General features: G+C 37.8%; 28 protein-coding genes and 1 pseudogene. 17 read left to right on the forward strand and 12 right to left on the reverse strand.

The genetic code is table 11. From position 1 onward, the window contains the following. From M2R48_RS01990 to M2R48_RS02000, 3 genes are all read left to right on the forward strand, one after another. Positions 1 to 1,131 (forward strand): MBL fold metallo-hydrolase, encoded by a 1,131-nt coding sequence (locus tag M2R48_RS01990; RefSeq protein ID WP_262084936.1) that lies wholly within the window; start codon positions 1 to 3, stop codon positions 1,129 to 1,131. A gap of 56 nt (positions 1,132 to 1,187) precedes the next feature. After that, positions 1,188 to 1,712, forward strand: coding sequence for a hypothetical protein (locus M2R48_RS01995; RefSeq protein WP_262084938.1), 525 nt, complete (start codon positions 1,188 to 1,190; stop codon positions 1,710 to 1,712). Between the two features lie 64 nt (positions 1,713 to 1,776). After that, positions 1,777 to 2,427 (forward strand): hypothetical protein, encoded by a 651-nt coding sequence (locus M2R48_RS02000; protein ID WP_004718143.1) that lies wholly within the window; start codon positions 1,777 to 1,779, stop codon positions 2,425 to 2,427. A gap of 2 nt (positions 2,428 to 2,429) precedes the next feature. Here M2R48_RS02000 and M2R48_RS02005 read toward each other — a convergent pair whose 3' ends face one another. The 3 genes from M2R48_RS02005 to M2R48_RS02015 form a co-directional block, all read right to left on the reverse strand. Then, the gene (locus tag M2R48_RS02005; protein ID WP_262084939.1) at positions 2,430 to 2,828 is read right to left on the reverse strand and encodes a DoxX-like family protein; all 399 of its coding nucleotides are present in this window, start codon (positions 2,826 to 2,828) and stop codon (positions 2,430 to 2,432) included. After that, a complete protein-coding gene (locus M2R48_RS02010; protein WP_262084941.1) occupies positions 2,815 to 3,261 on the reverse strand; it encodes a thiol-disulfide oxidoreductase DCC family protein in 447 nt (148 codons plus the stop codon). The genes M2R48_RS02005 and M2R48_RS02010 overlap by 14 nt, the downstream gene beginning before the upstream one ends. Before the next feature lie 102 nt (positions 3,262 to 3,363). Further along, a complete protein-coding gene (locus tag M2R48_RS02015) occupies positions 3,364 to 4,884 on the reverse strand; it encodes a catalase (protein ID WP_239046537.1) in 1,521 nt (506 codons plus the stop codon). A gap of 681 nt (positions 4,885 to 5,565) precedes the next feature. Here M2R48_RS02015 and M2R48_RS02020 point away from each other — a divergent pair. The 4 genes and pseudogenes from M2R48_RS02020 to M2R48_RS02030 all read left to right on the forward strand — a co-directional run bounded on the left by M2R48_RS02020 (position 5,566) and on the right by M2R48_RS02030 (position 7,825). Next, a complete protein-coding gene (locus M2R48_RS02020) occupies positions 5,566 to 5,997 on the forward strand; it encodes a PAAR domain-containing protein (protein ID WP_262084942.1) in 432 nt (143 codons plus the stop codon). A gap of 18 nt (positions 5,998 to 6,015) precedes the next feature. Then, a pseudogene (locus tag M2R48_RS02025) lies at positions 6,016 to 6,339 on the forward strand (PAAR domain-containing protein); the annotation flags it as partial. Between the two features lie 78 nt (positions 6,340 to 6,417). Beyond that, the gene (locus M2R48_RS21590; protein ID WP_410004173.1) at positions 6,418 to 7,215 is read left to right on the forward strand and encodes a lysozyme; all 798 of its coding nucleotides are present in this window, start codon (positions 6,418 to 6,420) and stop codon (positions 7,213 to 7,215) included. A gap of 28 nt (positions 7,216 to 7,243) precedes the next feature. Then, a complete protein-coding gene (locus M2R48_RS02030; protein ID WP_262084943.1) occupies positions 7,244 to 7,825 on the forward strand; it encodes a hypothetical protein in 582 nt (193 codons plus the stop codon). A gap of 604 nt (positions 7,826 to 8,429) precedes the next feature. On the opposite strand, the gene M2R48_RS02035 is transcribed toward M2R48_RS02030, so the two are convergent. Next, positions 8,430 to 9,044, reverse strand: a complete 615-nt coding sequence (locus tag M2R48_RS02035) for a TetR/AcrR family transcriptional regulator (protein ID WP_262084944.1) — start codon at positions 9,042 to 9,044, stop codon at positions 8,430 to 8,432. Between the two features lie 80 nt (positions 9,045 to 9,124). Between M2R48_RS02035 and M2R48_RS02040 the strand changes: the two genes are divergently transcribed. After that, positions 9,125 to 10,783, forward strand: a complete 1,659-nt coding sequence (locus M2R48_RS02040) for an acyl-CoA dehydrogenase family protein (protein ID WP_262084946.1) — start codon at positions 9,125 to 9,127, stop codon at positions 10,781 to 10,783. 213 nt (positions 10,784 to 10,996) lie between these two features. Here the strand turns inward: M2R48_RS02040 and M2R48_RS02045 are convergent, their stop codons facing one another. Beyond that, complete coding sequence (locus M2R48_RS02045; RefSeq protein ID WP_004718119.1) at positions 10,997 to 11,191, reverse strand: hypothetical protein; 195 nt, start codon at positions 11,189 to 11,191, stop codon at positions 10,997 to 10,999. 431 nt (positions 11,192 to 11,622) lie between these two features. Beyond that, the gene (locus tag M2R48_RS02050) at positions 11,623 to 12,648 is read right to left on the reverse strand and encodes an OmpA family protein (protein ID WP_262084947.1); all 1,026 of its coding nucleotides are present in this window, start codon (positions 12,646 to 12,648) and stop codon (positions 11,623 to 11,625) included. 327 nt (positions 12,649 to 12,975) lie between these two features. Between M2R48_RS02050 and M2R48_RS02055 the strand changes: the two genes are divergently transcribed. Further along, positions 12,976 to 13,164, forward strand: coding sequence for a hypothetical protein (locus M2R48_RS02055; protein ID WP_004718115.1), 189 nt, complete (start codon positions 12,976 to 12,978; stop codon positions 13,162 to 13,164). Positions 13,165 to 13,195: 31 nt separating this feature from the next. Here M2R48_RS02055 and ptsP read toward each other — a convergent pair whose 3' ends face one another. Both ptsP and M2R48_RS02065 read right to left on the reverse strand, forming a co-directional pair. Next, a complete protein-coding gene (ptsP, locus tag M2R48_RS02060) occupies positions 13,196 to 15,490 on the reverse strand; it encodes a phosphoenolpyruvate--protein phosphotransferase (RefSeq protein ID WP_004718112.1) in 2,295 nt (764 codons plus the stop codon). Between the two features lie 77 nt (positions 15,491 to 15,567). After that, entirely contained in the window at positions 15,568 to 16,071 is a 504-nt protein-coding gene (locus tag M2R48_RS02065; RefSeq protein ID WP_004718109.1) for an RNA pyrophosphohydrolase, read from the reverse strand. 184 nt (positions 16,072 to 16,255) lie between these two features. Between M2R48_RS02065 and M2R48_RS02070 the strand changes: the two genes are divergently transcribed. Both M2R48_RS02070 and M2R48_RS02075 read left to right on the forward strand, forming a co-directional pair. Further along, a complete protein-coding gene (locus M2R48_RS02070) occupies positions 16,256 to 16,906 on the forward strand; it encodes an HAD family hydrolase (RefSeq protein WP_096732890.1) in 651 nt (216 codons plus the stop codon). A 178-nt stretch (positions 16,907 to 17,084) separates the two neighbouring features. Next, positions 17,085 to 17,327: a DUF2789 domain-containing protein gene (locus M2R48_RS02075; RefSeq protein ID WP_004718105.1), complete on the forward strand. Its 243-nt coding sequence runs from the start codon at positions 17,085 to 17,087 to the stop codon at positions 17,325 to 17,327. Positions 17,328 to 17,445: 118 nt separating this feature from the next. Here the strand turns inward: M2R48_RS02075 and M2R48_RS02080 are convergent, their stop codons facing one another. Next, positions 17,446 to 18,303, reverse strand: a complete 858-nt coding sequence (locus M2R48_RS02080) for a LysR family transcriptional regulator (RefSeq protein WP_262084949.1) — start codon at positions 18,301 to 18,303, stop codon at positions 17,446 to 17,448. Between the two features lie 208 nt (positions 18,304 to 18,511). Here M2R48_RS02080 and M2R48_RS02085 point away from each other — a divergent pair, with 208 nt between their 5' ends. Further along, positions 18,512 to 19,363: a hypothetical protein gene (locus M2R48_RS02085; protein WP_262084950.1), complete on the forward strand. Its 852-nt coding sequence runs from the start codon at positions 18,512 to 18,514 to the stop codon at positions 19,361 to 19,363. 29 nt (positions 19,364 to 19,392) lie between these two features. Here the strand turns inward: M2R48_RS02085 and M2R48_RS02090 are convergent, their stop codons facing one another. Continuing rightward, a complete protein-coding gene (locus tag M2R48_RS02090) occupies positions 19,393 to 19,641 on the reverse strand; it encodes a DUF2061 domain-containing protein (protein ID WP_171066891.1) in 249 nt (82 codons plus the stop codon). A 424-nt stretch (positions 19,642 to 20,065) separates the two neighbouring features. Between M2R48_RS02090 and leuC the strand changes: the two genes are divergently transcribed. From leuC to leuB, 4 genes are all read left to right on the forward strand, one after another. Next, positions 20,066 to 21,514 (forward strand): 3-isopropylmalate dehydratase large subunit, encoded by a 1,449-nt coding sequence (leuC, locus tag M2R48_RS02095; protein WP_004718099.1) that lies wholly within the window; start codon positions 20,066 to 20,068, stop codon positions 21,512 to 21,514. A 21-nt stretch (positions 21,515 to 21,535) separates the two neighbouring features. Then, positions 21,536 to 22,186 carry a 3-isopropylmalate dehydratase small subunit gene (gene leuD / locus M2R48_RS02100; RefSeq protein WP_004718096.1) on the forward strand — a complete coding sequence of 217 codons (651 nt, stop codon included), beginning with the start codon at positions 21,536 to 21,538 and terminating at the stop codon, positions 22,184 to 22,186. 105 nt (positions 22,187 to 22,291) lie between these two features. Further along, positions 22,292 to 22,861, forward strand: a complete 570-nt coding sequence (locus tag M2R48_RS02105) for a hypothetical protein (RefSeq protein ID WP_262084951.1) — start codon at positions 22,292 to 22,294, stop codon at positions 22,859 to 22,861. Between the two features lie 42 nt (positions 22,862 to 22,903). Further along, the gene (gene leuB, locus M2R48_RS02110) at positions 22,904 to 23,983 is read left to right on the forward strand and encodes a 3-isopropylmalate dehydrogenase (protein ID WP_004718091.1); all 1,080 of its coding nucleotides are present in this window, start codon (positions 22,904 to 22,906) and stop codon (positions 23,981 to 23,983) included. A 144-nt stretch (positions 23,984 to 24,127) separates the two neighbouring features. Here the strand turns inward: leuB and M2R48_RS02115 are convergent, their stop codons facing one another. After that, complete coding sequence (locus M2R48_RS02115; protein WP_262084952.1) at positions 24,128 to 24,529, reverse strand: hypothetical protein; 402 nt, start codon at positions 24,527 to 24,529, stop codon at positions 24,128 to 24,130. Between the two features lie 360 nt (positions 24,530 to 24,889). Then, positions 24,890 to 25,111, reverse strand: a complete 222-nt coding sequence (gene infA, locus M2R48_RS02120; protein WP_004718087.1) for a translation initiation factor IF-1 — start codon at positions 25,109 to 25,111, stop codon at positions 24,890 to 24,892. 228 nt (positions 25,112 to 25,339) lie between these two features. On the opposite strand from infA, the gene M2R48_RS02125 reads away from it, so the two are divergent. Next, positions 25,340 to 26,350 (forward strand): AraC family transcriptional regulator, encoded by a 1,011-nt coding sequence (locus M2R48_RS02125; RefSeq protein ID WP_004818793.1) that lies wholly within the window; start codon positions 25,340 to 25,342, stop codon positions 26,348 to 26,350. Positions 26,351 to 26,416: the final 66 nt, after the last annotated feature.

Below are 26,416 nucleotides of genomic sequence, written 5' to 3' on the forward strand. Positions count from 1 at the left end.
ATGTCGAAACAAGAGCCAATGGTCCGTCTTGAAGATACAACGGTACAAGACAACACAATGCAAAATAAGACTATTCCATCTCAGCAAGTTCAACAATTGCATTATCGAATTGATACTGAAAATTGTCTGTCACATACATGGTATAAACCTGTATTTAGTGTGATTGGTTCAAATCAGCACAATGGTGAACGGTTCTTTAATGAAATACGTAAACCACAAGGGCGTAGCCGTTGGGATTTGATGAAATGGCTGGGTACCCGAAAATCATATACTTGGAATGTGGATACTCAAAAAGAATCATCAGAATTCTATGCGGCAAAACGGGTATTACCTCTGAATCGACCAGATGTTGATGAACATGATTGGCAAATCTGGTTTGTGAGTCATGCGACTGTACTGGTTCAAATTGGTCCCTATAACTTTTTAACCGATCCTGTTTGGGCCGACTATGTTAGTCCGAAACATGGGCGTGGACCAAAACGGGTGATTCCTGCTGGAATTGCTTTAGAGCAATTGCCAGAGATTCATGCAGTTTTACTCAGTCATAATCACTATGACCATATGGATTTAGCCTCTTTAAGATGGCTACACAACAAATTTGCTATGCCAATCTATACAGGTTTGGGCAATGCCTGTTACTTGCCTAAAGAGTTTCATGTGATTGAGATGGACTGGTGGCAATCTGCATTATTTAAAAACTTAAAAATTATTTATACCCCTGCACAGCATGGTTCGGGTCGTGGTTTACGTGATCAGAATATCGCATTGTGGGGTGGTTTTTCTGTGGTATCGCAACATGGTCATTTCTTCTTTGCTGGCGATACAGGATATTCACCGCATTTTAAAGAAATTCAAAAACGTTTAGGTTCACCGCGAATTGCGTTATTGCCAATCGGTGCGTATGAACCAAGAGCGTTAATGAAATATATGCATATGAATCCACAAGATGCTTTTCAGGCGCATTTAGATTTACAAGCCAAACGTTCTTTGGCAATTCATTACCGTACTTTCCAATTGACGGATGAAGCGCGGGAACAGCCTGAGCAGGATTTACAAAAGGCCATGAAGAATTCATCAAAAATGGTTAATCCATTCTATTGTATTCGTGAAGGTCGTAAATTGGTGGTGTAGTGGGCCTTTATTGAGCCATAAAAATTGAGAGCGCTAAGAAATTGAACGCACTAAAAATGATAAAAATCTTATCCAGTACTTTGTTGTTTTGTTTGGTGATGACTTCAGTCGCTGCAAAATCTATAGACCTAACTCAAGCGGCTAAGGCGGATTGTGTTTCAGATGCGCCTTGTGCTGATGGAGATCAGATGACTATGGCAACAGCCGAAGATAGTCCAGCAGCAGATGATACGGAGAGTATTAAACCTCTCAATGAAAAATATGATTTGGAAACGGGTGATGAATGGAAATTAATTCATCAAAATTCAAATACTCAATTTTTTGAAAGTATCACCACAATATCTGATGGTAATCAACTTATTCAAGCTTGGGTTAAAAGTGTGAACCCAAAAAGACAATACACGATTAATTATTATCAAGTATTGTGTAAGGATCGGACATTTACTCGACTTGAACAGTTTAAAAGTCAGGACGATAAAAATTATAAACTGGTTAAAAAGGTCGAGCATTATCGTCAAACACAACCTTTTAGTCAGGCTGGTGAAATACTTCCAGTTTTGCAAAAGCTGTGTCAGGATTAGGATGTATTTACCCAAACTAAAAAATAGTGTTGATTCCTGATTGAAAAATCAAGGGAGATGAATAATGAAAATAATCCAAACTTTATTGATGTTACTGGCATTATCCAGTACAGCTTTTGCTGAGACTCAAAATATACAAATTAATCAAAATAATTTTGAGTTGAAAACAGTGATGAATGAAGATGAAGCCGACTTCTTGCGTAAAGATATTGAATTATATCGAAATAACCAAAAGCTGCTCACGCATACAATTTATTCAACCACGGGTGACTGCAGTATTCTCCAGATTGAATTGGGTGATTATGAGGTCAAAGATAACAAGATTATTTTTTATAGCTATTGGGCTTCAGGTGATCGGCAGGGGCTCTGGACCTATCCTTATGGTGTGCGTAAACAAACCTATACTGTGGATGCAAAGGGTAAAGTGAAATTAGTCAGTGCTGTACTATATGTTGAAGATATTTTGGGTGATCCGCTTAGCACAAACCCAGATGAGGAATACCTTCAATTTTTGCATACCGCTCCAAAAACCAAGCAACAACAACGTGCACTGAATGAATATATTCAAACCATGCAAAGTGATTATAAAGGTCGATTTGTGCATGGACAGGAACGGGCGCGCTTAATTCAAGAAGTGAAAAGCAAACTCGCCAAGCAAATTGCCACTGAAACCAAAGGATGGAAAGAGCAGTTTGGTACAAATGTGCGAATGTAAGTTTATTCGGCTTTTTGCGCATTGAGAAGTTGAATTGCGACAATAGACAGTGCAGCCATTGCAGTATTCATGATGAAAGGATTAAAACCCTGCGCAAAATAGTGTGGATAAACGATCGCGACAACCAGTAAAAACAACAGCATCGCGATGATATTGAAATAATGCAGAAGCTTTGATTGTCTAAAAATAAGAAATAATCCACCAAATATGATTTCTCCAAATCCTGAGAGTTCAATAAGTCTAGGAATGGGCAACAATTGAATCCCTGTAAATTGCCAAAATTGCTGCTCTTCGACGACTTTATATATGATTTTAGGGATGAGCCCCTGATAGAACCATAAGACAGCCAGTGAAATATGAATGGTCAATAGGGCATTCTGAAGTGCTTTAAAATTTTGCATCAATGCTATGTTCCAAGAAATGTTTTTTATTTTCAGATGAAGGTAGTAAACACTGTTTAGTTGTACCAAATAAACGATAGCGATTTAAAGCGACTCGGCGGTATAGAAAGTCTCGGATAAATTTGGGTATCCAATAACCCATTTTTAAATATGAAAAGGGTCGTCCTAAGCTTTCAATCACTTTTAAAAATGCAGTGGATTCACTATAGGCTTGCCCATTTTTGATCACCAACATGCTATCAAATTGCTCAGTGGGCATTTGGTAATGTCTTAAGATGTCTTGCCCTAATGGTGATTGCACCGAAGTTAATTTAAATTGTGCCTGTGTATCATATTTGATTAAAAACTTTGCCCAGCCGTTACATAACACACAGATTTCATCAAATAAAATGATGTCATGTTGTTGAATTATCGCTTCAATTTTCTGTTGCATGGCTTTACTCGCGATTGGGAGTTTCTTCAATATAGTGCATTTACACAAAATAAAAAACCGCCCAAAGGCGGTTTCTATTGAATGACTTTTATTGAGCTAGGCTTATTGAAAACCAGGATGACCTTTGCCAGGATCGCTATCGCGTGCAGCTTGTGCATCTGCAACAGTTAAGCCCAAGGCTTTTGCCACGCCTTCACCATACGCTGGGTCACATGCATAACAGTTACGGATATGACGATACTTAATAAAATCAAGTGCATCACCCATCGCACCCGCCGTATTATCAAACAGTGCTTGTTTTTGCGTATCATTCATTAAATTGAATAAAGCGCGTGGTTGGCTGAAATAATCCGAATCATCTTGGCGGAAATCCCAATGATCTGCATCACCACTGATTTTTAATGGTGGTTCTTTAAACTGAGCTTGTTCCTGCCATTGGCTAAAACTATTCGGTTCATAGTGTGGTAAACCGCCATAGTTTGCATCGACACGACCTTGACCATCACGGTGATTAGAATGAACAGGGCAACGTGCAGCATTGACAGGAATTTGTTGATAATTCACACCCAAGCGGTAGCGTTGAGCATCGGCATAGTTAAATAATCGCGCTTGCAACATACGGTCAGGTGAAACACTGATACCTGGAACTAAGTTACTTGGTGCGAAAGCCGATTGTTCTACATCAAGGAAGAAGTTTTCAGGATTTTTATTTAGCTCAAACTCACCCACATCAATCAGTGGATAATCTGCATGAGGCCAAACTTTGGTCAGGTCAAATGGATGATAAGGGACTTTTTCTGCATCTGTTTCTGGCATGACTTGAATTTGGAGCTTCCATTTTGGGAAGTTACCATTTTCAATCGAATCAAATAAATCACGTTGATTACTTTCGCGATCTTTAGCAACAACCGCTTCCGCTTCAGCATCGGTTAAATTTTCAATGCCTTGTTGGGTGCGGAAATGAAATTTGACCCAAAAACGTTCATTGTTTGCATTGATAAAGCTGTACGTATGACTACCAAAACCATGCATATGGCGGAAGCTTTTTGGAATACCACGATCAGACATCACAATCGTGACCTGATGCAAAGCTTCAGGTAATAACGTCCAAAAATCCCAGTTGTTGGTTGCACTACGTAGATTGGTTTTAGGATCGCGTTTTACGGCTTTGTTTAAATCTGGGAATTTACGTGGATCACGCATGAAAAAGACAGGAGTGTTGTTTCCAACGAGATCCCAGTTACCTTCTTCGGTATAGAACTTAAGTGCAAAACCACGGATATCGCGTTCTGCATCTGCTGCACCACGTTCACCAGCTACAGTAGTGAAGCGTGCAAACATTTCTGTTTGTTTGCCAATTTGTGAGAATATTTTAGCGCGTGTGTACTGGGTAATATCGTGAGTTACGGTAAATGTACCAAAAGCACCTGAACCTTTTGCATGCATTCTGCGCTCAGGAATCACCTCGCGTACAAAGTTGGCCAGTTTCTCGTTTAACCATAAATCTTGTGCCAGTAGAGGACCACGTGCGCCTGCCGTTAAACTATTTTGGTTGTCTACAACAGGTGCACCAAAAGCCGTTGTCAGGTGGGTTACAGGACATTTTTTTGAGTCTTGGCTCATTCTATTTCTCCATTTTTAATTAATCATGTATTCATTTTTGAATAGATGGAATAGATAAAGAATATTCGCTATTACATGACATTAACCGTAATTGAAAAACCAATATAGTGAACAATTGTTAAATCTAATTGATCTAAAAATAAATGATTTGTCATTTATTTTTAGAAACAACTTACCGGTCTTTATCTGCTTTAAAATACTGTTGTTTAAGGAAGAGCAATCAATGTTTTAAAGCGATAACTTTACTTTAGAGTGATTTTTTATATTTGTGAAATTGATAAAAATATTATTATTGATTTGTTTTGACGATTAATAGGGATCAGAACTTTGCGTGGTGTGAAGTTAAGTGATTTTATATAAAACCGCTTGAGCGCATTTTTACGACACTGAAAGCCTATATAGAAAGTTTTGAGTAGATAGATCTAGTTTTTTATTAAATTTCGTATAAACTGTATTGTTTTTATTTTCTACATTGTATGTTAAATTTTATTTAACTATTTTTACTAATATAAACATATGTATCTAAAAATTAAATGCCTCCCTCTCTAAGTTGCAAGGTTAGAGGCTTTTTACTAAAACAAGAATTTATTTGCCAAATATTCTCAATTTTATCATTCGAAATATGGTTCAACTATTTTCTTTTTTATAAAACAAACAACAAGATAAGTATGGAGTATAACCATGAATCATAAGCTTTTTTTATCTCAACTTTCTCAAGATGAAATATTGAATTTGTCTACTGAGGAAATTCAACAGCGTATATTGGCTGAACAAGAATTTATAAATAAACAACCTCATAAGAATTTTTTAGCAGCAACACATGGCTCCAAAACTAAAAATGGTGGGTTAGTTAAAGCAAGCATTAATCAACGAGTGAAAGCAGAAGGCCACCTTATTGCCGCAGTAGGGGATGAAGCCATTTATCAAGATGGTTCAAACTCTAAAATCATTTCAGGTGCTGGTGAGGAAGGGAAAATCGAAGGTTTTGAGGTAGCGCTTGTTGGAAGCCGTTTGGAAAATGGTGATGAAATTATCGAAAGTCTACAATCAAGTTTTGTATTCCGTTTATATGCGGATAGAGCAATTCCTGAAGACTTTTTGAATCGTGATTAATTTTTAAAGGGGGAAATCATGGCTAAAGGTTTTGCGATAGATCACTCTATGACTGATCATGGTGGAATTATTAGGGCAACTCAAATGAACGCTTCTCAAATGGGGAGCTTGTTTTTAGTTGCAGGTGATGGGCATTTTTGTCCTAAATGTAAGTGTTGGTCGAAAATTATTAAAAGTCACGATCATATTATTTTTGACGGTAAAGCGGTTGCTTATGTTGGTGATCAACTCACTTGTGGGGCAAAAATTTTACCAAAGCAGGATCATGTTGTGGGGGATAGTCAGGGTTCTAGTTTACGTTCCCTTGCCTCTAATTTTCAGCCTACTAACTCTCAACAAAATTTAACTAATAACTTAGTAGCTGGTAGTTATAACATGATCTTTCTTCTTAAAGATGGTCAAAATAAACCTCTAACTAAAATGCCTTACACATATGAAGTTGATGGTATATCTAAAATAGGGACGACTGATGATAAGGGATGCACAGATCCCATACAAACTAATGGTGAAAAAGTTATTAAGGTCTATATTGGCAATAATTTAAACAATTCAAATGATCACGGTAACGTATTAATTGCAACGGCCAAGAGCAACTTAACATCGAATGCAATAACTGAAGGAAAAACAAATAGATTAAAAAAGCCTTGGAAGATATCAGACACATTACGACAAGCTATGATTAAAGCTGAAGGGGCTATACCAAGAGAATATCCCTCTCCTGAAGGTGGGAATAATACAATTGGAATTGGGCATAAAATTAAAGACTCAGAAATAAAAAGTGGTCGATTTAAAGCTGGTGGTGAATACCCACAACCACTATCAATAGAACAGATGCTTAAACTGAAAGATGAAGATGTTGGCCTAAATGGTGGCAACACTCTCAACCAGATAGTCAATGTTCCTCTGCATCAATATGAAATGGATGCGATTATTGACCTTTGTTTTAATGGAGGAAAAGGTGCATTGTCTGGCACAGCATCAACTTTATACGATGAAAATGGTAATAAACAGCCTGCTGGTACAAATAAGGTTGCATTAGTTGATTTACTAAATAGTGGAAAATATAGTGAAGTACCTAAATATTTAAGAAACCATTTCAATACATCAAACAGGATGTGGTCTCGAGGAGTTCAAAATCGTAGAAATATGGACGCTAGAATGTTTGTAAATGCACAGAATGGCTACATCATGCTCAATGATGCACCAAAAAAGAAATAATTCAGACCTACTTTTTGCGGAAATTTATATGCGTAAAATTAAATTAATTTTTCTATGTATAACATGCTATCTTACGGCACTTCATGTTTATGCAAAAGAATTACAATACATTAGTGATGGAAGAATCTATTATTATTGCAATGATAAAAAATCAAATTTCTATTTTTCTGCTGAACAACAAGGATCATTTTTAAAAGATTTTAAAGAATATAATATTGATGTGGATTCATTATTGATTAGTAAAGAAGATTCCGAGGGAAACATTACACGATTAGGAAGCAAAAAATCTATACACCAATGTGGGGCTATAAAATTAGTTGTTGAAAGTGGCTTCTATAATGCCAATACTCAGGGAATGTTAGGCTTACTAGATTATCCTCTTATGTCTATTTCTATAAATGGCAAAAGAGTATTTGATAAAAATCCTTTAAATTTATGCGCCTCCAGTGGTTCACGCGCGATATGCCCAACTGATTTTTCTGTGCAATCTATAGAGATAATCAAAGTTTCTCGTGATTTATATCAAGTAACATTAACAAAAGCCTTACCTGTGAATAATGGTGATAGTTTTAAGTTAAAAAAAGAAATTATAAAGTTAAAAGCCAAATAAGATCTTCACTAAATTATATTCCAAAACCCATGCCTTAATCTTGCTTAAGTGGGTTTTATATATGCAAAATAACAGTTTATCCAACTGGTTTATTTAAATAATTTCCACTGAAAAATAGCCCAACCAATAAGATCTATGTAAGTAACATTATCACAATAAATGCAATATAAAGCATTGATAAAAATAAAATATTACGATTCCATGCCATTCCTAAATTACGGTAATGTAGATCTGCATTTTCCTCAGTATTTGAACTAAGGTATGCGAGAGAAAGCCCGATTAAACTAATACAGGTACAGAGAAAAGCAGCACTTACAAACAAAAGTTCATATAGCGGTCTTTCACAAATATTAGTAAATTTACAAGACTGGCTTGCTATATAAATAGAATAAAAAATGCTTGCCGCAATAATGAAAATATTGAGTATTGCGCAATAGTAAGATGAACGACTAAGTTTTGATGATTCTCTATTGATTTGTTCTGGCTCTTTCATTTTTTTAAGAAGTTTAGATGAGGCTTAGCTATTTTATTACATTTTTAAAGAAAGCGTTCTTTCATAGGCAAGATATTATTTAAAAACCAACATACTAGGCGTTATGTAAAATTAAACTAGCTTGATGAGCAGTTGAACCATATCCGCCTCCAAAACTTTCCAATCCTTAAACTCAGGTTCGATCAACAATGTCTGCGAGACAAAACCATAGCAAATTCGTTGTACATTTAGACTCACCTGTTTAAGTTGTTCATCATCCTGAATAAAAGGTTTCAGCATGTTTTGCCACATTTCTACCATCATGGCATAACTTTTTTGATATGTTTCAATACTGGAAACCTGTCGTTCTAATAAGAAAGACTGGGCCCATAAAAATTGTTGTGCTTGAATTTGCTCAAGTTGAAAATGAATGATTTGCTGTAAATAGCTTTGAAAATCTGATTTTGTGGATAAGTCATACACGCTTTGTGCATAACTTTTTAAGACTTCTGCATTGCTTTTTACATGTTGGTGAATAGTTAAAGCAATCAAATCTTCCTTTTTAGAAAAATACTCATAGAACGTCCCTAAACCCACACCAGCAAGATCGGTAATTTCACGAATGGTAATTTTATTGGCAGGATGTTCATGTAAAAGCCGAACAAAACTTTCCATCAACGCTTCTTGCGTGATACGTGCCCTTGATTGGCGGGGTTTACGACGCACATTGATTGCAGGTAAAGCCATAAAAATAATCCGAACATCCTTGAAGGTATTTTCTTCTATACTGAATGCAATTGGTTAAAACAACAAGACAGGAATTCAGGATGAACACAGCAGAGAATTGGCAAACACATGAAATCAGCAATCAGTTTGACGAACTGCAAAATTATAATTTATTGACTACAGATCAAGTCTTACAAGAAATTTTGCAACGTTATGGCAGTCAGGATCAGCAACGCCTAACTGAATTTTCACAGATTGCGGGTTCTACTGAATATTATGAATATGCCGATTTGGCCAATCGACATACTCCTGAGTTACATAGTTTTGATGCTCGTGGTCGCCGTAAAGATTTTCTAGAATTTCATCCTGCATGGCATAAATGGATGCGGCTAAATCGACAATTTGACACACACGCACATCCATTTAATCATCCACAATCAAGTTCAAAATGGGTCGATTGGGCGGCTCGATTTTTCCTGAGTGGACAAGTTGAGTGTGGCAATCTATGCCCTAATTCTATGACGTTAGGTAGTATTCCCTTAATTCAAAATGAACCAGAATTGTGGGCAAAAGTCGGTGAAAAGCTCTTATCGACGGAATACGATGAACGTGACATTCCGATTTCTCAGAAAAAATCAATTTGGTTAGGTATGGGGATGACGGAAAAGCAGGGCGGGTCAGATGTGCGCGCCAATGAAACACGGGCTGTTCCTGTAGCTGAGTCAGGACGTGGGCAAGCATATTTACTGACAGGACATAAATGGTTCTTTTCCGCACCAATGTGTGATGCACATTTAGTCGTGGCAAAAACTGAACAAGATGGATTGGCCTGCTTTTTTGTACCACGTTGGCTAGAAGATGGGACAAAAAATCCGGTTCAAGTACAACGACTCAAAAATAAAGTAGGTAATCGCAGTAATTCAAGCTCAGAAGTTGAATTTAAAAATGCTTGGGGCATTATGATAGGTGAAGCTGGGCGCGGGATTCCCACGATTATTGAAATGGCAAACTATACACGTTTGACCTGTTCAGTCGGTTCAAGTGCGATGTTACGCCAGGCTTTGGTGCAATGTATTGCCTATACCCGTCAGCGTAAGGCCTTTGGTAAACATTTGGCGGAACAACCGTTGATGCAAGCGGTATTGGCGGATTTAGCCTTGGAAACAGAAGCAGCCATGCAATTGAGTTTTCATCTTGCGCATTGCTATGAGAGTGATGATGAATTATCTCTGGCATGGAGACGAATCATGACACCAGCAGCAAAGTTCTGGGTGTGTAAGCGTGCTGTAGAGTTGACGGGTGAGATGATGGAAGTCTTCGGTGGCAATGGATATGTCGATACAGGAATCATGGCTCGTATTTTTAAAGAAGCCCCTGTAAATACTATTTGGGAAGGTTCTGGTAATGTGATGTGTTTGGATGTATTACGTGCAATCCAACGTGACCGTGAATCAATTGAAGTCTTATTTAAATCATTTGCACAAGTTGCAGCTCAAGATTCAATTTTACAAGATGAATTACAAGCTTTATTTAAATTATTTAGTGGCTTACAAGCAGATGAATTGCAATTTATGGCACGTAGCTTAGTCAGTCGTTTGGTCATCTTGGCACAAGCTATCTTACTGAAACAACATGCACCAGATTTTGTTGCGGATGCTTTTATTGCAACACGTTATAGTGCGTTTTATGGACGCGTGGTCGGGATGTTAGATGCACAAACTGTGGATGTAAAACGTTTGTTAGATAGAGCTTTAGCTTAACCCCTTCGAAAACGCAAAAAGCGGCATTATGTAAATAATGCCGCTTTTTTTAAGCCACTTTTATCAAAGTTCAAGCTTGGGATGTGTAATCGAAATTACTTTTGTTTTTTAAGCTTTTTTTTGAGCTTTTTCAATTTACCTTCGTGTTTGGAGATTTTTTCCAAACGTGCTTTGATTTTCTGTTTTAAAGATTTAACTTGCTTAGACATCATGTTACTCCTTAGTTTGAGTATCCGTTGGCTGATGTTTTTTGATAAAACTACGGATAAATTTTCTTAACTCACGTGCTGCACTGGTATCCATCGTTTCACAGAGTTGTAAAAACTGGTCACGCTCAGCACTGTTAATGCGAATTAAGAGTTGCCCATCTTTTTTATTCACCTTTGTCTTTTTGGGTAATTCAGCCATGACGTATTTATCCCCAAAGGTGATAATCAAAAAAATGTATATACAATATATATGCATTTTTTGACTTCGGCAAATTTATATTGTTGAAAATATTTAATATTTTTGTTTTTTTATTGAAAGTTGTTGTAATTAAGCTTTTATTTCTGTAAATAAGTTGTTGTTATCGCAGTTTTTATCTTTTGATAAAAATTTGTTTGTGAGCGGAAGAATCAACAGTAGATTACAAGCGAATGCTTTTATTAAAACACCTTATAGTGTGTTTTATGGACGAGTGGCTGGAATGTTAGATGTGCAAGCTGTGGATGTAAAACGATTGCTAGATAGAGTTTTACTGAGTACATCGTGTATGTAGTGAGTGAGCTATTTTTAAAAGAAAACTCATTTATTTATAATGAGTTTTCTTTGTTCATTGAACTCAGCATTTCACAGAATTAATTAGATTTAATCAGCTCAACTCTACGATTTAAAGCTTTACCGTCTTCAGTTGAATTATCCGCAATAGGGTGTGTATCTCCCAAGCCTTTGGCTGTTAAACGGCTTTGTTGAATTCCAGTATTATTGGTTAAAGCCTTAACAACAGCATTTGCACGTTGTTCTGAAAGCGTTTGATTATGTTTGGTATCACCTGAATTATCTGTATGACCATTAATACTCAATTTGAGTTCAGGATTGTTTTTTAGCAGTTGAATGACTTGTTCAATTTGGGGTTGAGAGTCAGGCAAAATATTCGCTTGATCCGTGGCAAAGTTAACCTCAATATTGACTTTATTGTCCTTATCCAAAGCTGCTTTGAGTTGGTTTGAACTTAATGCTTTTGCAGTAATTTCAACAGGTTTAGTTTCTGCGACGAGTAGGCCAGCATGTCCATTCCCTGTCTGTGTCAATTGAAACCAAATATTTTTATTCGCTTGGCGTATCACAAAGGTCTGTGTCGGGTTATTAAAAACATCTCCCAATCCTGCAACATAATCGACTTGGAATTTTTGTGGGATCTTTTCTAATTCTTGTTGAGGAATTTTACTCTGGGTAATTTGTTTGCCACCCAATTGCTGGATTACATTTTCCAAATTACGTTGCAATTCTAAAAAACTTCCTTCTTTATAATTTTCATTTTGTTGAATGGCTGCACTATATAATTGACCTTCAACATTTTCGATATGTTGACCTGTCCAAAATGGTATTTTCTCAAAATTTACGCTTGTTGCTTCGTGAAACTGATAGCCATTTGGCAAAGAAATATATGGAAACTGACCGAGTGTAATATTTGAAATTGGAATCTTGGAGAGATCAAAAGTGTTCTCTGTAGATTCAGTTTTCACAGTTTCAGATGGTACAGAACTCGCACTTGATTCAGTTGTTATGACTTCCGCTTTTTCAGGTTTACTACATGCGATTAAACCAAGTGTAGGGATAACCAACAATAGTAGAAAACTCGATAATTTCTTTTGATTGAACACATGATCCTCCAGTTCTAATTCATTACCCTATATTTTATTGAGTATATTTATATTCAAATTTCTTTAAATACTATAGATAACAATACTCATGAATTACATGAAGTTTTCAATCTGATTTGTAAAATTTTAATTAAATTAAAGATGACCTTCTGATGATTAAAATCAATTTGAGATAAATCTGTAAATTTGCCTTGATGTAATAGGTAAAAAGAGTGCACTAGGAAATTGTCACAAACTTGATCAATACAAATACTTGTATTCTACACAAAAAAGCGTAATATCAGATTCCCACTGATCAAGTGGTATACAGCAAAATAGGTAAAGAAAATGGCAAAGAAAAAAGCAATGCCAGAGGTTGTGATTCACAACTTTGTGGCTAAACACATGCATGAAGTCAACAAAAGCCAAGTGTTTGTAGATCGTAAAAAGAATGCAAAACGTGGTTACGATAAACACAAAAAAGGTCGATATTCTGATGATTATCGGCCTTTTTTGTGGACTGCAATTTTTGCTTGAATAATTATAAAAATCTAATAAAAATAAACAATTAAATATTGACTAGACGATTCGATTTCACCATATCAGCCAGACCATGATGCTTAAAGTAATACTCCATCCAGCTCTTGACCATGAGTGGGTTATTCATCGCAATCACTTCTTCTAATAGCTTTTGTGCATCTGTCATTGATACATGACAAATCGCTTTACGCACTCGCAGAATATTACTTGAACTCATCGACAAGGTATTGAATCCCATTGCCATAAGTAAGATAGCTGAGAGTGGGTCGCCTGCCATTTCTCCACAAATACTGATCGGTTTTTCATACTTATGACATTCTTGAACCAAACGCGTTAAAGCACGAAGTACAGAAGGGTGGAAATGTGAATAAACACTGGATACACGTGGATTATTACGATCAACTGCCAATAAATATTGAATCAAGTCATTTGAACCGACTGAGAAGAAATCGACCAATTCAGCAAATTCACCAATTTGTAAAAGTACACTCGGTACTTCAACCATAATCCCGATTTTCGGTTTGGCGAAGTTAACTTGCTCTTCTTCTTGAACCGCAATCCAGTCACGTTCCAGTAAGTAAAGTGCTTCTTCTACTTCACTGACACTGGTGACCATTGGCAATAAAATATGTAGATTGTTTAAGCCGATACTGGCTTTTAACATTGCTCGGATTTGTGAGGAAAAGATTTCAGGGTGATCGAGAGTAAAACGAATGCCACGCCACCCCAACGCTGAGTTTTCTTCTTCAATTTGGAAATATGGCAGGTCTTTATCCGCACCAATATCAAGTGTACGCATCACCACAGGTTTGTTGGCAAAGTGACTAAGCTGTTGACGATAAATCGCACGTTGTTCTTCTTCGCCTGGGAAGCGTTCACGCAGCATAAATGGAATTTCAGAACGATAAAGCCCTACACCTTTTGCACCACGTTGAACCCCACGTACCACATCAATCATCAGACCAGTATTTACATACAGCTTTACAGCAACGCCATCAGGTGTAATGGCATCTTTGGTTTCATATTGCTTTAAATCTTTGGCAATTTGTTCTTCTTCTTTTTGGATCTCTTTATAACGTGTACGTAAACGACGTGGTGGATTGACAAAAACCCGACCTTGATAAGCATCGACAATCATTTCAACGTCATCAAGGGTATTTACCGGCAGCTCAGTAACACCCACCACAGTTGGAATACCGAGTGCACGGGCGACAATTACCATGTGGGAGTTGGCAGCCCCTTCAGAGGTTACAATCGCGGCGATTTTATCTACAGGAAGCTCAACCAAAGCAGCTGTACTGATCTCATCTCCAATTAAAATACTTTCAGAGGTGATCTCTTTATGGCTGGTATCGCCTTCTTGTAATGCTGCGAGGATCCGGCGTCCCAAGTCTTTTAAATCAGATACACGTTCACGTAAATAGTCATCTTCCATTTGTGCAAAAAGTGCAACATGGCGTTCAATCACATTTTTAACTGCACCTTGCGCCCAGCTTCCATCTCGAATAATTTCTTTAATTTCAGCAGGTAGGGCATTTTCATCCAACATACGTAAGAACACGCTAAATAAAGCACGCTCCTCCGCCATGAGCGAATCTTGCATTTTGTCATCAAGCGATTGAATTTCATTGCGTACAGAAGCAATGGCTTGATCTAAAAGCTTAAGTTCTTCACTAATATCATCCGCATCACGGTCTGGAACTGAAGCTAAATCTGCCGGAGGGTAAAGGATGATGGCACGGCCAAGTGCAATACCGCCTGCACCAGATGAACCTTGGAAGGTCTTGTAGTTAGATGAATTGCTGGGTTTACGGAAAACATCAATATTGCCCACTGCATGTGCATGAGCAATTACCCCAGAGAGTTGCGCACATAAGGTCACCAGAAATGATTCTGCTGCCTCGCTAAAATCTTGAGGTTCGGTGTTCTGAACCACCATCACGCCCATCACTTTGCGGCGATACATGACTGGAACACCAAGGAACGAGTTATAGATCTCTTCCCCTGTCTCGGGGAAGTAGGCAAACCGTTCATGTTTAAACGCATTGTCTAGGTTGACAATCTCTTCACGTTGCCCCACTAAACCAACTAAACCCTCGCCAAGTTGTAAGGAAACTGTCCCCACAGATTCTTGGTTTAAGCCTTTAGTTGCCATGAGTACATAACGTTGGTTACGTTCATCTAAAAGGTAAATAGAGCAAACATCAACATGCATGGCTTCGGAAACTTGATTGACCATGATTTCCAAAGAATCATGCAAACTGACTGACGCATTGATCTCTTGTACAATACGTCTTAATGTGTCCAGTTGCATGTTCGACATGGATGTATGCTCCTAATTTAAGCTATGTTTTAAAGCGACTTCATCAGTATTATTTATAACAGTACTACCTTGAAAAATCATTCATATTTTGAAGAAATTTCAGCTGTATATTGCGGCATTCGCATACATAACTCCATCATCGCTTTACGATAAACATCTCGTTTAAAATTCACCACTTGTCCAAGCGGATACCAGTAACTAACCCATTGCCATTGATCAAACTCCGGCGGGTCAGAGAGATTCAACTGAATATGTTTCGTTGAAGCTGTGAGTTTCAGTAAAAACCATTTTTGCTTTTGTCCAATACAAATCGGATCGGAATCCGAGCGAATGTATCGAAGCGGCAAACGATAATGCAACCAGTCATCTGTCTGGGCAATAATTTGGACATGTTCGGGTAGGAGCCCAACTTCTTCTCGTAGTTCTCTAAATAGAGCTTGCTCAGGAGTCTCTCCAAACTGGATACCTCCTTGAGGAAATTGCCAAGCATTGTGTCCAATGCGTTTTGCCCATAAAACTTGTCCAATATCGTTTGCCAAAATGATCCCGACGTTGGGTCGGAAACCTTCTGAGTCGATCATTTGGCTACCTAAAATTTGTTAATTTCATTTGACTTTATATATGGGGACATACACTCTTTTGTCCAACTCGATAAAGTCAAAGTAATAATGTTTTAAAATTGCTATGATCTTAACGAATTTCTATCGACTAGCGGTGATAGATTTACAATTTTTTTCTTAAATTTCAGTTTAAACGAGTATTTTCATGGAATTGGCGCTGTTTGACTTAGATCACACCTTATTAAATACAGATTCTGACCATTCTTGGGGAGAGTTCTTAGTCAATGAAGGCTTGGTCGATCCAGTCCGACATCGTGCGATGAATGATCAGTTTTATGAAGACTATAAAGCAGGCAAGCTTGATCCAATTGCTTATAATGAATTTGTGTTTGAGTTTCTTACTCAACACGATAATGATTATTTAACTGAATTACATCAGTTGTTTATGCAAAAAGTGATTCGTCCACAAATGCGTCCAGCTGGTTTTGCCGCGATTCAAAAACATAAAGATTTAGGCCATGCGTTGGTTGGTATTACGGCAACTTCAGATTTTATTACAGCACCTATTTTCCGTGAATTTGGTATCAGCGAAATTATTGCGACCAATGCTGAAATAAAAGATGGCAAGTACACAGGGAAAGTGACCAATATTCCATGTTACCAAAAAGGTAAATTGGCACGTTTGGATCAATGGCTCGATGGTCGTACTGTCACTGAATCATGGGCTTATTCAGATTCGATTAATGATCGTTTTTTATTGGAATATGCTGACCATGCGATTGCAGTAAATCCTGATGATCGTCTTGAGCATCTGGCAAAAGAACAGGGTTGGGATATCCAAGATTGGTCGATTTGAGCTGGGCCGATTATTGTGATTTAAAGCAGTGTTGATCACTGCTTTTTTATGGCTTGATTGTTTTGTCAAGAATGAGAAGTTTTGTAAATATTTTTATAAATGAAGATTTTGTACTTCATTTATAGTGTAAAAATGCTATGTTGATTTGAGCACTTTTAAAACTGACGGAGATTATATAATGAGCCAGACACGTCCAAGAATGACCAATTTATTTGAACAACTCGGCTTGGATTCTAGCGAAGAAGCAATTCAAAGTTTTATTGAAAATCACCAGTTGGATGCAGATACTCTAATTACAGACGCATCTTATTGGAGTGAGGGACAACGTCAGTTTCTTGCTGAAAAAATTAAATCTGATGGTGAATGGGCATTAGTGGTTGATCAGTTAAATGAGTCTCTACATGAAGACTCAGTAAAGTAAAAAATTGTGCAATGAAGACTTTATAAGGGAATGAAGGGAAAGATAAGTACGACTATCCCTGTGTAATATGTAAATCCCTTATCTTGAGTAACAAGATAAGGGATTTTTATTGTAGGGATTATTTCATCATCTCAATCAATTCCTGCACAGCTCTAGACTGGGTACGTCCAGGATGCCAAACCATACCCAATTGGCGGTTCATTTCAAAACGAATATCAAGTTGTTGTAAGTCTTGATTTAACAAGGTTTTAGGTAGAACAGACCAGCCTAAACCAATGGAAACCAACATCAGAATAGATTCAAGCGGATTATTGCTCATGGTAATTTTTGGCTTTAAACCTTTCTTTTCAAATTCTGCCAAGGTGATTTGACTGGTATAAGTCTGTGCTGCTGGTAATAAGCTTGGGTATTCGATCAGATCTTCAAGCTTAAGGTTCTTTTTTTGTGCCAAAGGATGAAAAGGTGCAACCACAAATACCAAAGGATCATTCCAAATCGTGATATAACGCAAACGCTCATCACCTTGTGGCGGAAGGGTTAAAAATGCCAGTTCTAAATCCCCAGCAAGCACTTGTTCATGCGCTTGTTCAGAGTCCACAAAATGTACATCTAGTTTGACTTCAGGAAAGTGCTGTACATATTTTTTTAAATGCTGTGGTAAATGGTGTAGGCCAATATGGTGACTGGTGCCAATCTTGAGTTTTCCTCGAACTTCACCTTGCTCATGACTCAGGGTATGGTGAATATCTCCCAATTCATTTAACCAGTTTTTTACTTTAGGTAATAATGAATGCGCTGCATGTGTGGCTTGAACACCACGACCTGCAGACTCAAAAAGTTTGACGCCGAAATATTCTTCTAAGCTATGTATGCGCTTGGTGACAGCTGGCTGAGTAATAAACAGATGTTCTGCTGCCATAGAAATCGAACCAGTTTCCATAACTTTGACAAAGGCTTCAAAAGCAGCGAGATTCATAATATTTCCATCCATAAAGAATTTTTATGCGTAATTCATTATTTAGAAAATTTAAGAATTAATCAAAGTAATTTTCAAATTTTTTTATTTTTAGCAAAGTGATTGGTTCTATTCGTGCTTTGGAAAAATTTTAATACAACTTTTTACTGTACAATTTAAGCAAAGCTCATTTATATTCAGCGCATAAAAACAACAAAAGGAAAGCTATTTGAATCAACCAACAAACACCACCATTCACTATTTTCAACAACATACTAGAAATACCTTCTCTAAAACTTGGCTTCGATTTTTTACCACGATACTGATATTTTCTGCTCTAGGCTTAATCTTTGTATATTTTTTCAATATCTATTTCCCCAGCATTATCATCGCTATTCTCAGCATAATTTGGTTGAAGCTTCGGTTAAATCGCCTAAGAAAAATGCAAGAGTTGGAGAATTTTAAATTTCCAAATCGTATTTGGCTTGCTTTTAAACAAAGACACCCAAACATTCGACAATCTTCTTATCCATTGATTGAAGAAGGTTTTAAAGACTATTTAGCAATTCATTTGTGGCGTAGGGGAGCTTATGCAATGCCTTCACACTCAGTGGATGCGCTATGGCATATATTGATTGAAGAATTTGATGACTTTTATCAGTCCATGAGCCAACGTTTTTTAGGCTATGAACTGATTCATAAACCGCATGATTTACAAGTAACAGAATCACAGCGAGCTGCTCAAAGACAGCAATTGCTCAATACTTGGCATGGGGCATGTGCTTTACATGGATTGAATCCACAAAACACGCAGGTCTTAGCTCGAATTTTTCAGGTTGATGCCCATGTTCGATGGGAGCGGGGTTTAATTTTTAGCTTACCGTTTATGATGACAATGTATAGCCAAATGATGAGTTCAACTTCAGATTTTCCACAGGCTTCTGCAACATCGTCATGTTCTTCTAGCTCATGTTCAGGATCAAGTTCATCCAGTGATTCGAGCCATTCACATAGTACAAGTTCTGATTCATCTTCCTCTTGTAGTAGTTGTAGCAGCTGTGGAGGAGGCGGTGGTGATTAGCAGCTCCAACCACAGAAAATACATATGATTTAGATTTTAATTTCAGTGCTTTGTGCTGCCTTTTGGTCTCGTTTATTCCAAGCCTTTTCATGGAAAAAGAATGCAAATGCTTGTACAGTCGGTTCAAGTAAACTTAATGTCACAGCCATCCAAAAATTACCAGTCACTGCATAAGCAACCAGCATTGCTACTGTGATATGCATGATGTAATAGCTTAAGGTTTTTTTGAAAACACGTTGATTGCTTTGTAGGAAATTTTGGATACTCGCCATGAGAATCACCACTTATTAATTCAATAGTTAAATAATAATCATTATCAATTGTAATGTAAAAAGGTTTTTTTGATTAATGTTGATTGGATAAAGCGATATTTTATTCTTTATACATTGCATCGTGATTGTTGATATAGGACGTATTGAGTTCTTTTTAAATCATGGATTTGCTTAATTTATGGTTTAGGACATACATTTATTTGTCTAAGCTCTATTTTTTTATTGATGATTAAGCCAAGTGCTTTTAAAGTCATTGAAAATATATCATTGATTTAAATACTTTATAAAGGTGATTTTAGGAGCATTTATTTGGATAGGATTAATTCCAAAAAGTTTTTAAATTAATAAAAATGATAAATTAGATTTATGTAAAAACGTGGTTATAATTGAGTGAATGAAAGAATTACCCAGTCCAGTGGAGCATTTCGACATGGCAGGCGAAAACCAAAAAGCAAAAACAGAATCAGTAAAAACTTTGTATGACAAATTGTGGGATGACCATCTTGTAACACAACGTGATGATGGCTCAGCATTACTTTATATCGACCGTCATTTATTGCATGAAGTGACTTCTCCACAAGCATTCGAAGGCTTACAACTTGCTGGACGTAAACCTTGGCGTTTAAGTGCTAACGTTGCAACACCTGACCATAATGTTCCTACATCAACCAAAGAGCGTTCAGAAGGGATTGCTGGGATTGAAGATGATACTTCTCGTATCCAAGTTCAGACCTTAGACGATAACTGTAAAACCTTTAATGTAGTGCAGTTTGACATTAATGATGTCCGTCAAGGTATTGCACATGTCGTTGGACCAGAACAAGGTTTAACTTTACCGGGTATGACGGTGGTATGTGGTGACTCGCATACAGCGACACATGGTGCATTCGGTTGTTTGGCACACGGGATTGGAACATCAGAAGTTGAACATGTATTGGCAACACAATGCTTAGTACAGAAGAAAATGAAAAACATGTTGGTGCGTGTTGACGGAACATTAGGTCAAGGCGTTACCCCAAAAGACGTGGTTTTGGCAATTATTGGTAAAATCGGAACGGCTGGTGGTACTGGGCATGCGATTGAATTTGGTGGTCAGGTATTCCGTGATATGTCGATTGAAGGGCGTATGACTGTGTGCAATATGGCAATCGAAGGCGGTGCGCGTGTTGGTATGGTTGCTGTCGATGACAAAACGATTGAATATGTTAAAGATCGTCCTTATGCACCAACAGGTCAACAGTGGGATGCGGCAGTCGCGTATTGGAATACTTTACATTCTGATGAAAATGCACATTTTGATACGATCGTGGTTTTAAATGGTGAAGAAATTGAACCACAAGTGTCTTGGGGGACTTCTCCTGAGATGGTGATTCCTGTATCTCAAGCAGTTCCAACTTTGGAACAGGCCAAAGATGATGTACAGCGTAATGACTGGACCCGTGCGTATCAATATATGGGTTTAAATGCAGGTCAGGCATTGGCTGATATTCAATTAGACCGTGTATTCATTGGTTCTTGCACCAACTCACGTATTGAAGATATTCGTGCTGCTGCAGAAGTGGCAAAAGGTAAAAAAGTAGCGTCTAGTATTAAACAGGCCATGGTTGTTCCAGGCTCTGGTTTAGTGAAACAACAAGCGGAAGCGGAAGGTTTAGATAAAATCTTGATCGAAGCTGGTTTTGAGTGGCGTGAGCCAGGTTGTTCAATGTGTTTGGCGATGAATGCTGATAAGTTACAACCCGGTGAACATTGTGCATCGACTTCAAATCGTAACTTTGAAGGCCGTCAGGGCAATGGTGGACGTACTCACCTTGTCAGTCCAGCAATGGCAGCTGCGGCAGCAATTGCAGGTCACTTTGTTGATGTACGTTCATTCTAATCAGGCTTAAGGAGCAAAGAGATGAAAGCTTATACCGTTGAACAGGGTATTGTTGCACCCTTAGACCGTGCCAATGTAGATACCGACTTAATCATTCCAAAACAGTTTTTAAAATCAATTAAACGCACCGGTTTTGGTGATAACTTATTTGATGAATTACGTTATTTAGATGAAGGTTATCCGGGGCAGGATAATTCTAAACGTCCGAAGAATCCTGATTTTATTTTGAATCAGCCACGTTACCAAGCGGCATCTGTGCTTATTTCTCGTGCCAATTTTGGTTGCGGTTCGAGTCGTGAACATGCGCCTTGGGCATTGGAAGAGTATGGTTTTCGTACTGTGATTGCACCAAGCTACGCAGACATCTTTTTCAATAACAGTTTTAAAAATGGCATGTTGCCAGTGATTTTGCCTGAATCTGTTGTGGATCAATTGTTTAAAGAATGTGCTGCTCAGGAAGGCTATCAATTAACTATTGATTTAGAAGCTCAAGAAGTCCGTACACCAAGTGGTGAAGCTTTTAAATTTGAAGTCGATCCATTTCGTAAACACTGTTTATTGAATGGCTTGGATGATATTGGTTTGACTTTACAGGCTGCGGATGAAATTCGTGCTTATGAAGAAAAAACCAAACAATCACGTCCTTGGGTATTTGCTGAAATTCAAGGTTAATTTTCAGCGAACATTTTACACATAGCGTGAATGCCCAACTCTTGCTAACATGCGAGTATAACAAAATGAATGTTGACTCAGTGAAGTGAGGGTTGGGGTTGAGCAATGACTAAGTTTTTGAGTTGCAGTGTTTTAATCGGTTTAACAAGCTTTATGCTTAGTGCGTGTCAATCCACTCAAATGGTTGATTTAATGCGTATCAAGCAAGCTGAAAATAAACATATCAGCCAAAATTCGGTTTCTGTCTATTGTTCAGGTGCAGAGCATTGTGAATTTGCGCGCTTAAATGATGTGATTATCATGGATGAACGTGCACAACGTGCCAATCGTAGCGCCATTCAAAAGGGTTATCTCAAATTAACGGGTGAGCCTTTAGATCAAAATGGTGTTTATTTAACGATTCCACCTCAGCAATATGAGATGGTGATTCGATTCTATCCAATCACTAAACAACATGCTGAAGTTTTCCATGTTATTCATGATTTTAAAGCAAATCAAAAATACACATTTAAGATGTATCGCTTAAGGTCACAGGGTTCAGGAAGTTTACTGAATGTTTCTTCACCGACACCGCTATGTGTCGATATGATTCAAGAAAAACGGACAATTCGCCGTTTTTGTCGCCCGCATAATGCGGTGACTGGCGTGAGCGAATTTGTTGAACAGAAGATTTAATCTCACATCAGTATAGATACTGAAAAATAAATGGAACTACAAATGTCTAAACAAATTTTGATTTTGGCAGGTGATGGTATCGGTCCTGAGATCGTTGCTGCTGCTGAAAAAGTACTGACACGTGTCAATGATAAATTTAATTTAGGTTTAACATGGGAACAAGGTTTGTTAGGGGGTGCAGCAATTGATGCACATGGCGAACCTTACCCAGCAGTGACAGCGGAACAAGCGAAAAAAGCAGATGCAATCTTACTGGGTGCTGTAGGCGGTCCAAAATGGGATAATATTGAACGTTCAATTCGTCCAGAACGTGGCTTATTGAAAATTCGTAGTGAATTAAATCTATTTGCTAACTTACGCCCTGCAATCCTTTATCCGCAATTGGCGGATGCATCTAGTCTTAAACCAGAGATAGTTTCGGGGTTAGATATCCTTATTGTTCGTGAACTGACGGGTGGCATCTACTTTGGTCAACCACGCGGTATTCGTGAACTCGAAAATGGTGAGAAGCAAGGTTATAACACCGACGTTTATTCAGAGTCTGAAATTAAACGTATCGCAAAAGTTGCTTTTGAAATGGCAAACTTACGCGGCGGTAAAGTTTGTTCAGTGGATAAAGCCAACGTGCTTGAAGTGACTGAGCTTTGGAAGCAGACAGTGACTGCACTTAAAGAACAACAATATCCAAATATTCAACTTTCACATATGTACGTCGATAATGCAGCAATGCAATTGGTTCGTGCGCCAAAACAGTTTGATGTGATTGTGACGGGGAACTTGTTTGGTGACATTCTTTCCGATGAAGCAGCAATGCTAACTGGCTCTATTGGTATGCTTCCATCTGCTTCTTTAGATGAGAATGGCAAAGGTATGTATGAACCTTGTCATGGTTCTGCTCCTGACATTGCTGGCCAAAACGTTGCTAATCCACTTGCAACCATTCTTTCTGTGGCAATGATGCTACGCTACACCTTCCGTGAAGAAGTGGCTGCAAAAGCCATTGAGGATGCTGTAGGGCAAGTTTTAGACCAAGGCTTGCGTACTGGCGATATTATGTCTGATGGTATGCGTAAAGTTGGTACGGCTGAAATGGGCGAGGCTGTCGTTGCAGCGATTGCATAAGCACTTGTTTTAGATACTTACTCATAAAAAACACAGCTTAAGCTGTGTTTTTTATTGTTAAATTTTGACTTCTGATAAGTTTTGATAAAAGTCTATCCATATTCTCGCCATTATACCGATGGGTATTAGATTCGCTTTAAACAGCTAACAGGCTCGACCTAAATACTCGATAGATTCAGCAACACCATCTTTTAATTGAAAAGTGACTTTACAATTAAAATTAATATCATAGCTTGGCGTGCCCATCGTATCATAACGAATCACTGGCATACCCATTGCATTAGGGCCTACAGTCGCATTGCCTCCTGCCATTGGGATATTGATTGGTCTAAGGATGGTATAGCTTAAGGTGCTATTACTGGTTTGGACTTTATCGCTTACCTGATATCCCATTGCCTTAAAATTTAAATTGCTTTGAATTTCAGCACTGGTTTTACCAATGAATTGCTGTAAATATTGATCTAAATTTGCAGGCCGGGTGTTTAAGCTTTTACATCCAACAAGTGCAATAGATGCCAATAAAAACATACATACATGTATTTTCATAAGCTTCACCTGATCCATAGTTAACTTAATTTAGAAATGATCTCTACTTAGTATAATAAATATACACGCATATGTATCTAGATCTTTTGCTGGGCAAACCAAGTGGTATAGATTTTACTAAAAAAGCATCAAACAGACTGGACTGGTGAAGCTGTGAAAAGATCAGTTGTATTAAAATTTAGAACAAATTAGTGCTATCAACTTTGAAGTAAATGGATTACAAATGATAAATAGGTATAGGAAACAGATTTTAATGTGTCAGATGTATAGTTGCCAGACGATAAAAGATCGTAAGCAGGAGGGTAAATCTTGTGGATAATGAAAAAGCCACCTAAAAGTGGCTTTTGCTTACACTAAAACTTAGCGTGCACGATATGTAATACGACCTTTTGTTAAGTCATATGGTGTCATTTCAACTTTTACATTATCGCCTGTTAAAATACGAATATAGTGTTTACGCATTTTACCAGAAATGTGAGCAATCACTTCGTGACCGTTTTCTAAACGCACACGGAACATAGTATTAGGAAGCGTTTCGGTGACAACGCCTTCGAACTCGATAAGTTCCTCTTTATTGGCCATAGCCTACCTGATGATCAAATTGGAAAGGCGCAAATTATAGGCAATTTTTTGCAGAAAGACAAGAATATTCGGCATTACAAGGCGGTAGATGACTTGAAAATAAGCGAACATATTGTTAAACAATTTCTACAAAAAAAAGCGGATAAATATTGTCAGTTTGGTCAATCGACTGTAATCTAAATTAAATGTTTTAAGTATAAATGAATAACATACAAGGAAGGGCACTGCGTGAGTCAGCTAACTGATGCTTCGGTTGTTTTACGATTAGGCTATCAAGCGATCCGTCGTGCAGGATTGCCGACAGAAGAAATATTATCAAAGGCTGGGGTAGCATTGGGTCAGGTTGACCAAAATGCTCGAACACCGTTGAATGCACAATTTGCATTTTGGGTCGCTGCGGAGGAAGTCAGTAATGATCCAGATATTGGTTTACACCTCGGAGAGCACTTGCCACTGTATCGTGGGCAAGTAATCGAACACCTGTTTATTTCAAGTGAAAACTTTGGCGAAGGCTTAAAGCGTGCCTTGGCTTATCAACGTTTAATTAGCGATGCATTTCATGCCAAACTGATCATTGATGACGATGGACGTTGTTATTTAACCAATGGCGAACAACCTTGGGGGGAGAACATCGTTAATCGTCATTTTTCAGAATGTGCTATTTCAGGGATTTTACGCTTCTTTAAATTTATCACTGAAGGACGTTTTGAACCGATTTACATCGATTTTAATTTTACCAATGGCGCTTCTGATGGTGAGTATTATCGTGTTTATGGTTGTCCTGTCAGTTTAGGTCAAAAAGAGACGCGTCTTTATTTTGATCCATCAATTTTAGAATATCCATTGTGGCAAGCGGAGCCTGAGTTATTGCAATTGCATGAACAACTTGCAATTGAAAAACTACAAGAGCTTGCACGTTATGATTTAGTGGGTGAAGTACGCCGCGCGATAGGCTCAACCTTGGAAAGTGGTGAAACAACCCTTGAAACTGTTGCTGCACAACTCAGCATTACCCCACGTCGTTTACGTACACAGCTTTCGGAAGCCAACACCAGCTTTCAGCAAATTCTTTCAGATTATCGTTGTCGCTTAGCCAAGAAATTATTGGCCAATACCACTGAAAGTGTTGAACGTATTGTTTATTTAACTGGATTCTCTGAGCCAAGTACTTTTTACCGCGCATTTAAACGCTGGACCAATGAAACGCCTGTGGAATATAGAAAGCGTAAACAGCGTTAATTCGTATGTTTGCGGGAAATGAACTGAACAGTTTTAATATAAAAAATCCTTCTATTGAGAAGGATT

It is taken from the genome of Acinetobacter sp. I-MWF (genome assembly GCF_025433935.1).
Taxonomy (GTDB): domain Bacteria; phylum Pseudomonadota; class Gammaproteobacteria; order Pseudomonadales; family Moraxellaceae; genus Acinetobacter; species Acinetobacter guillouiae.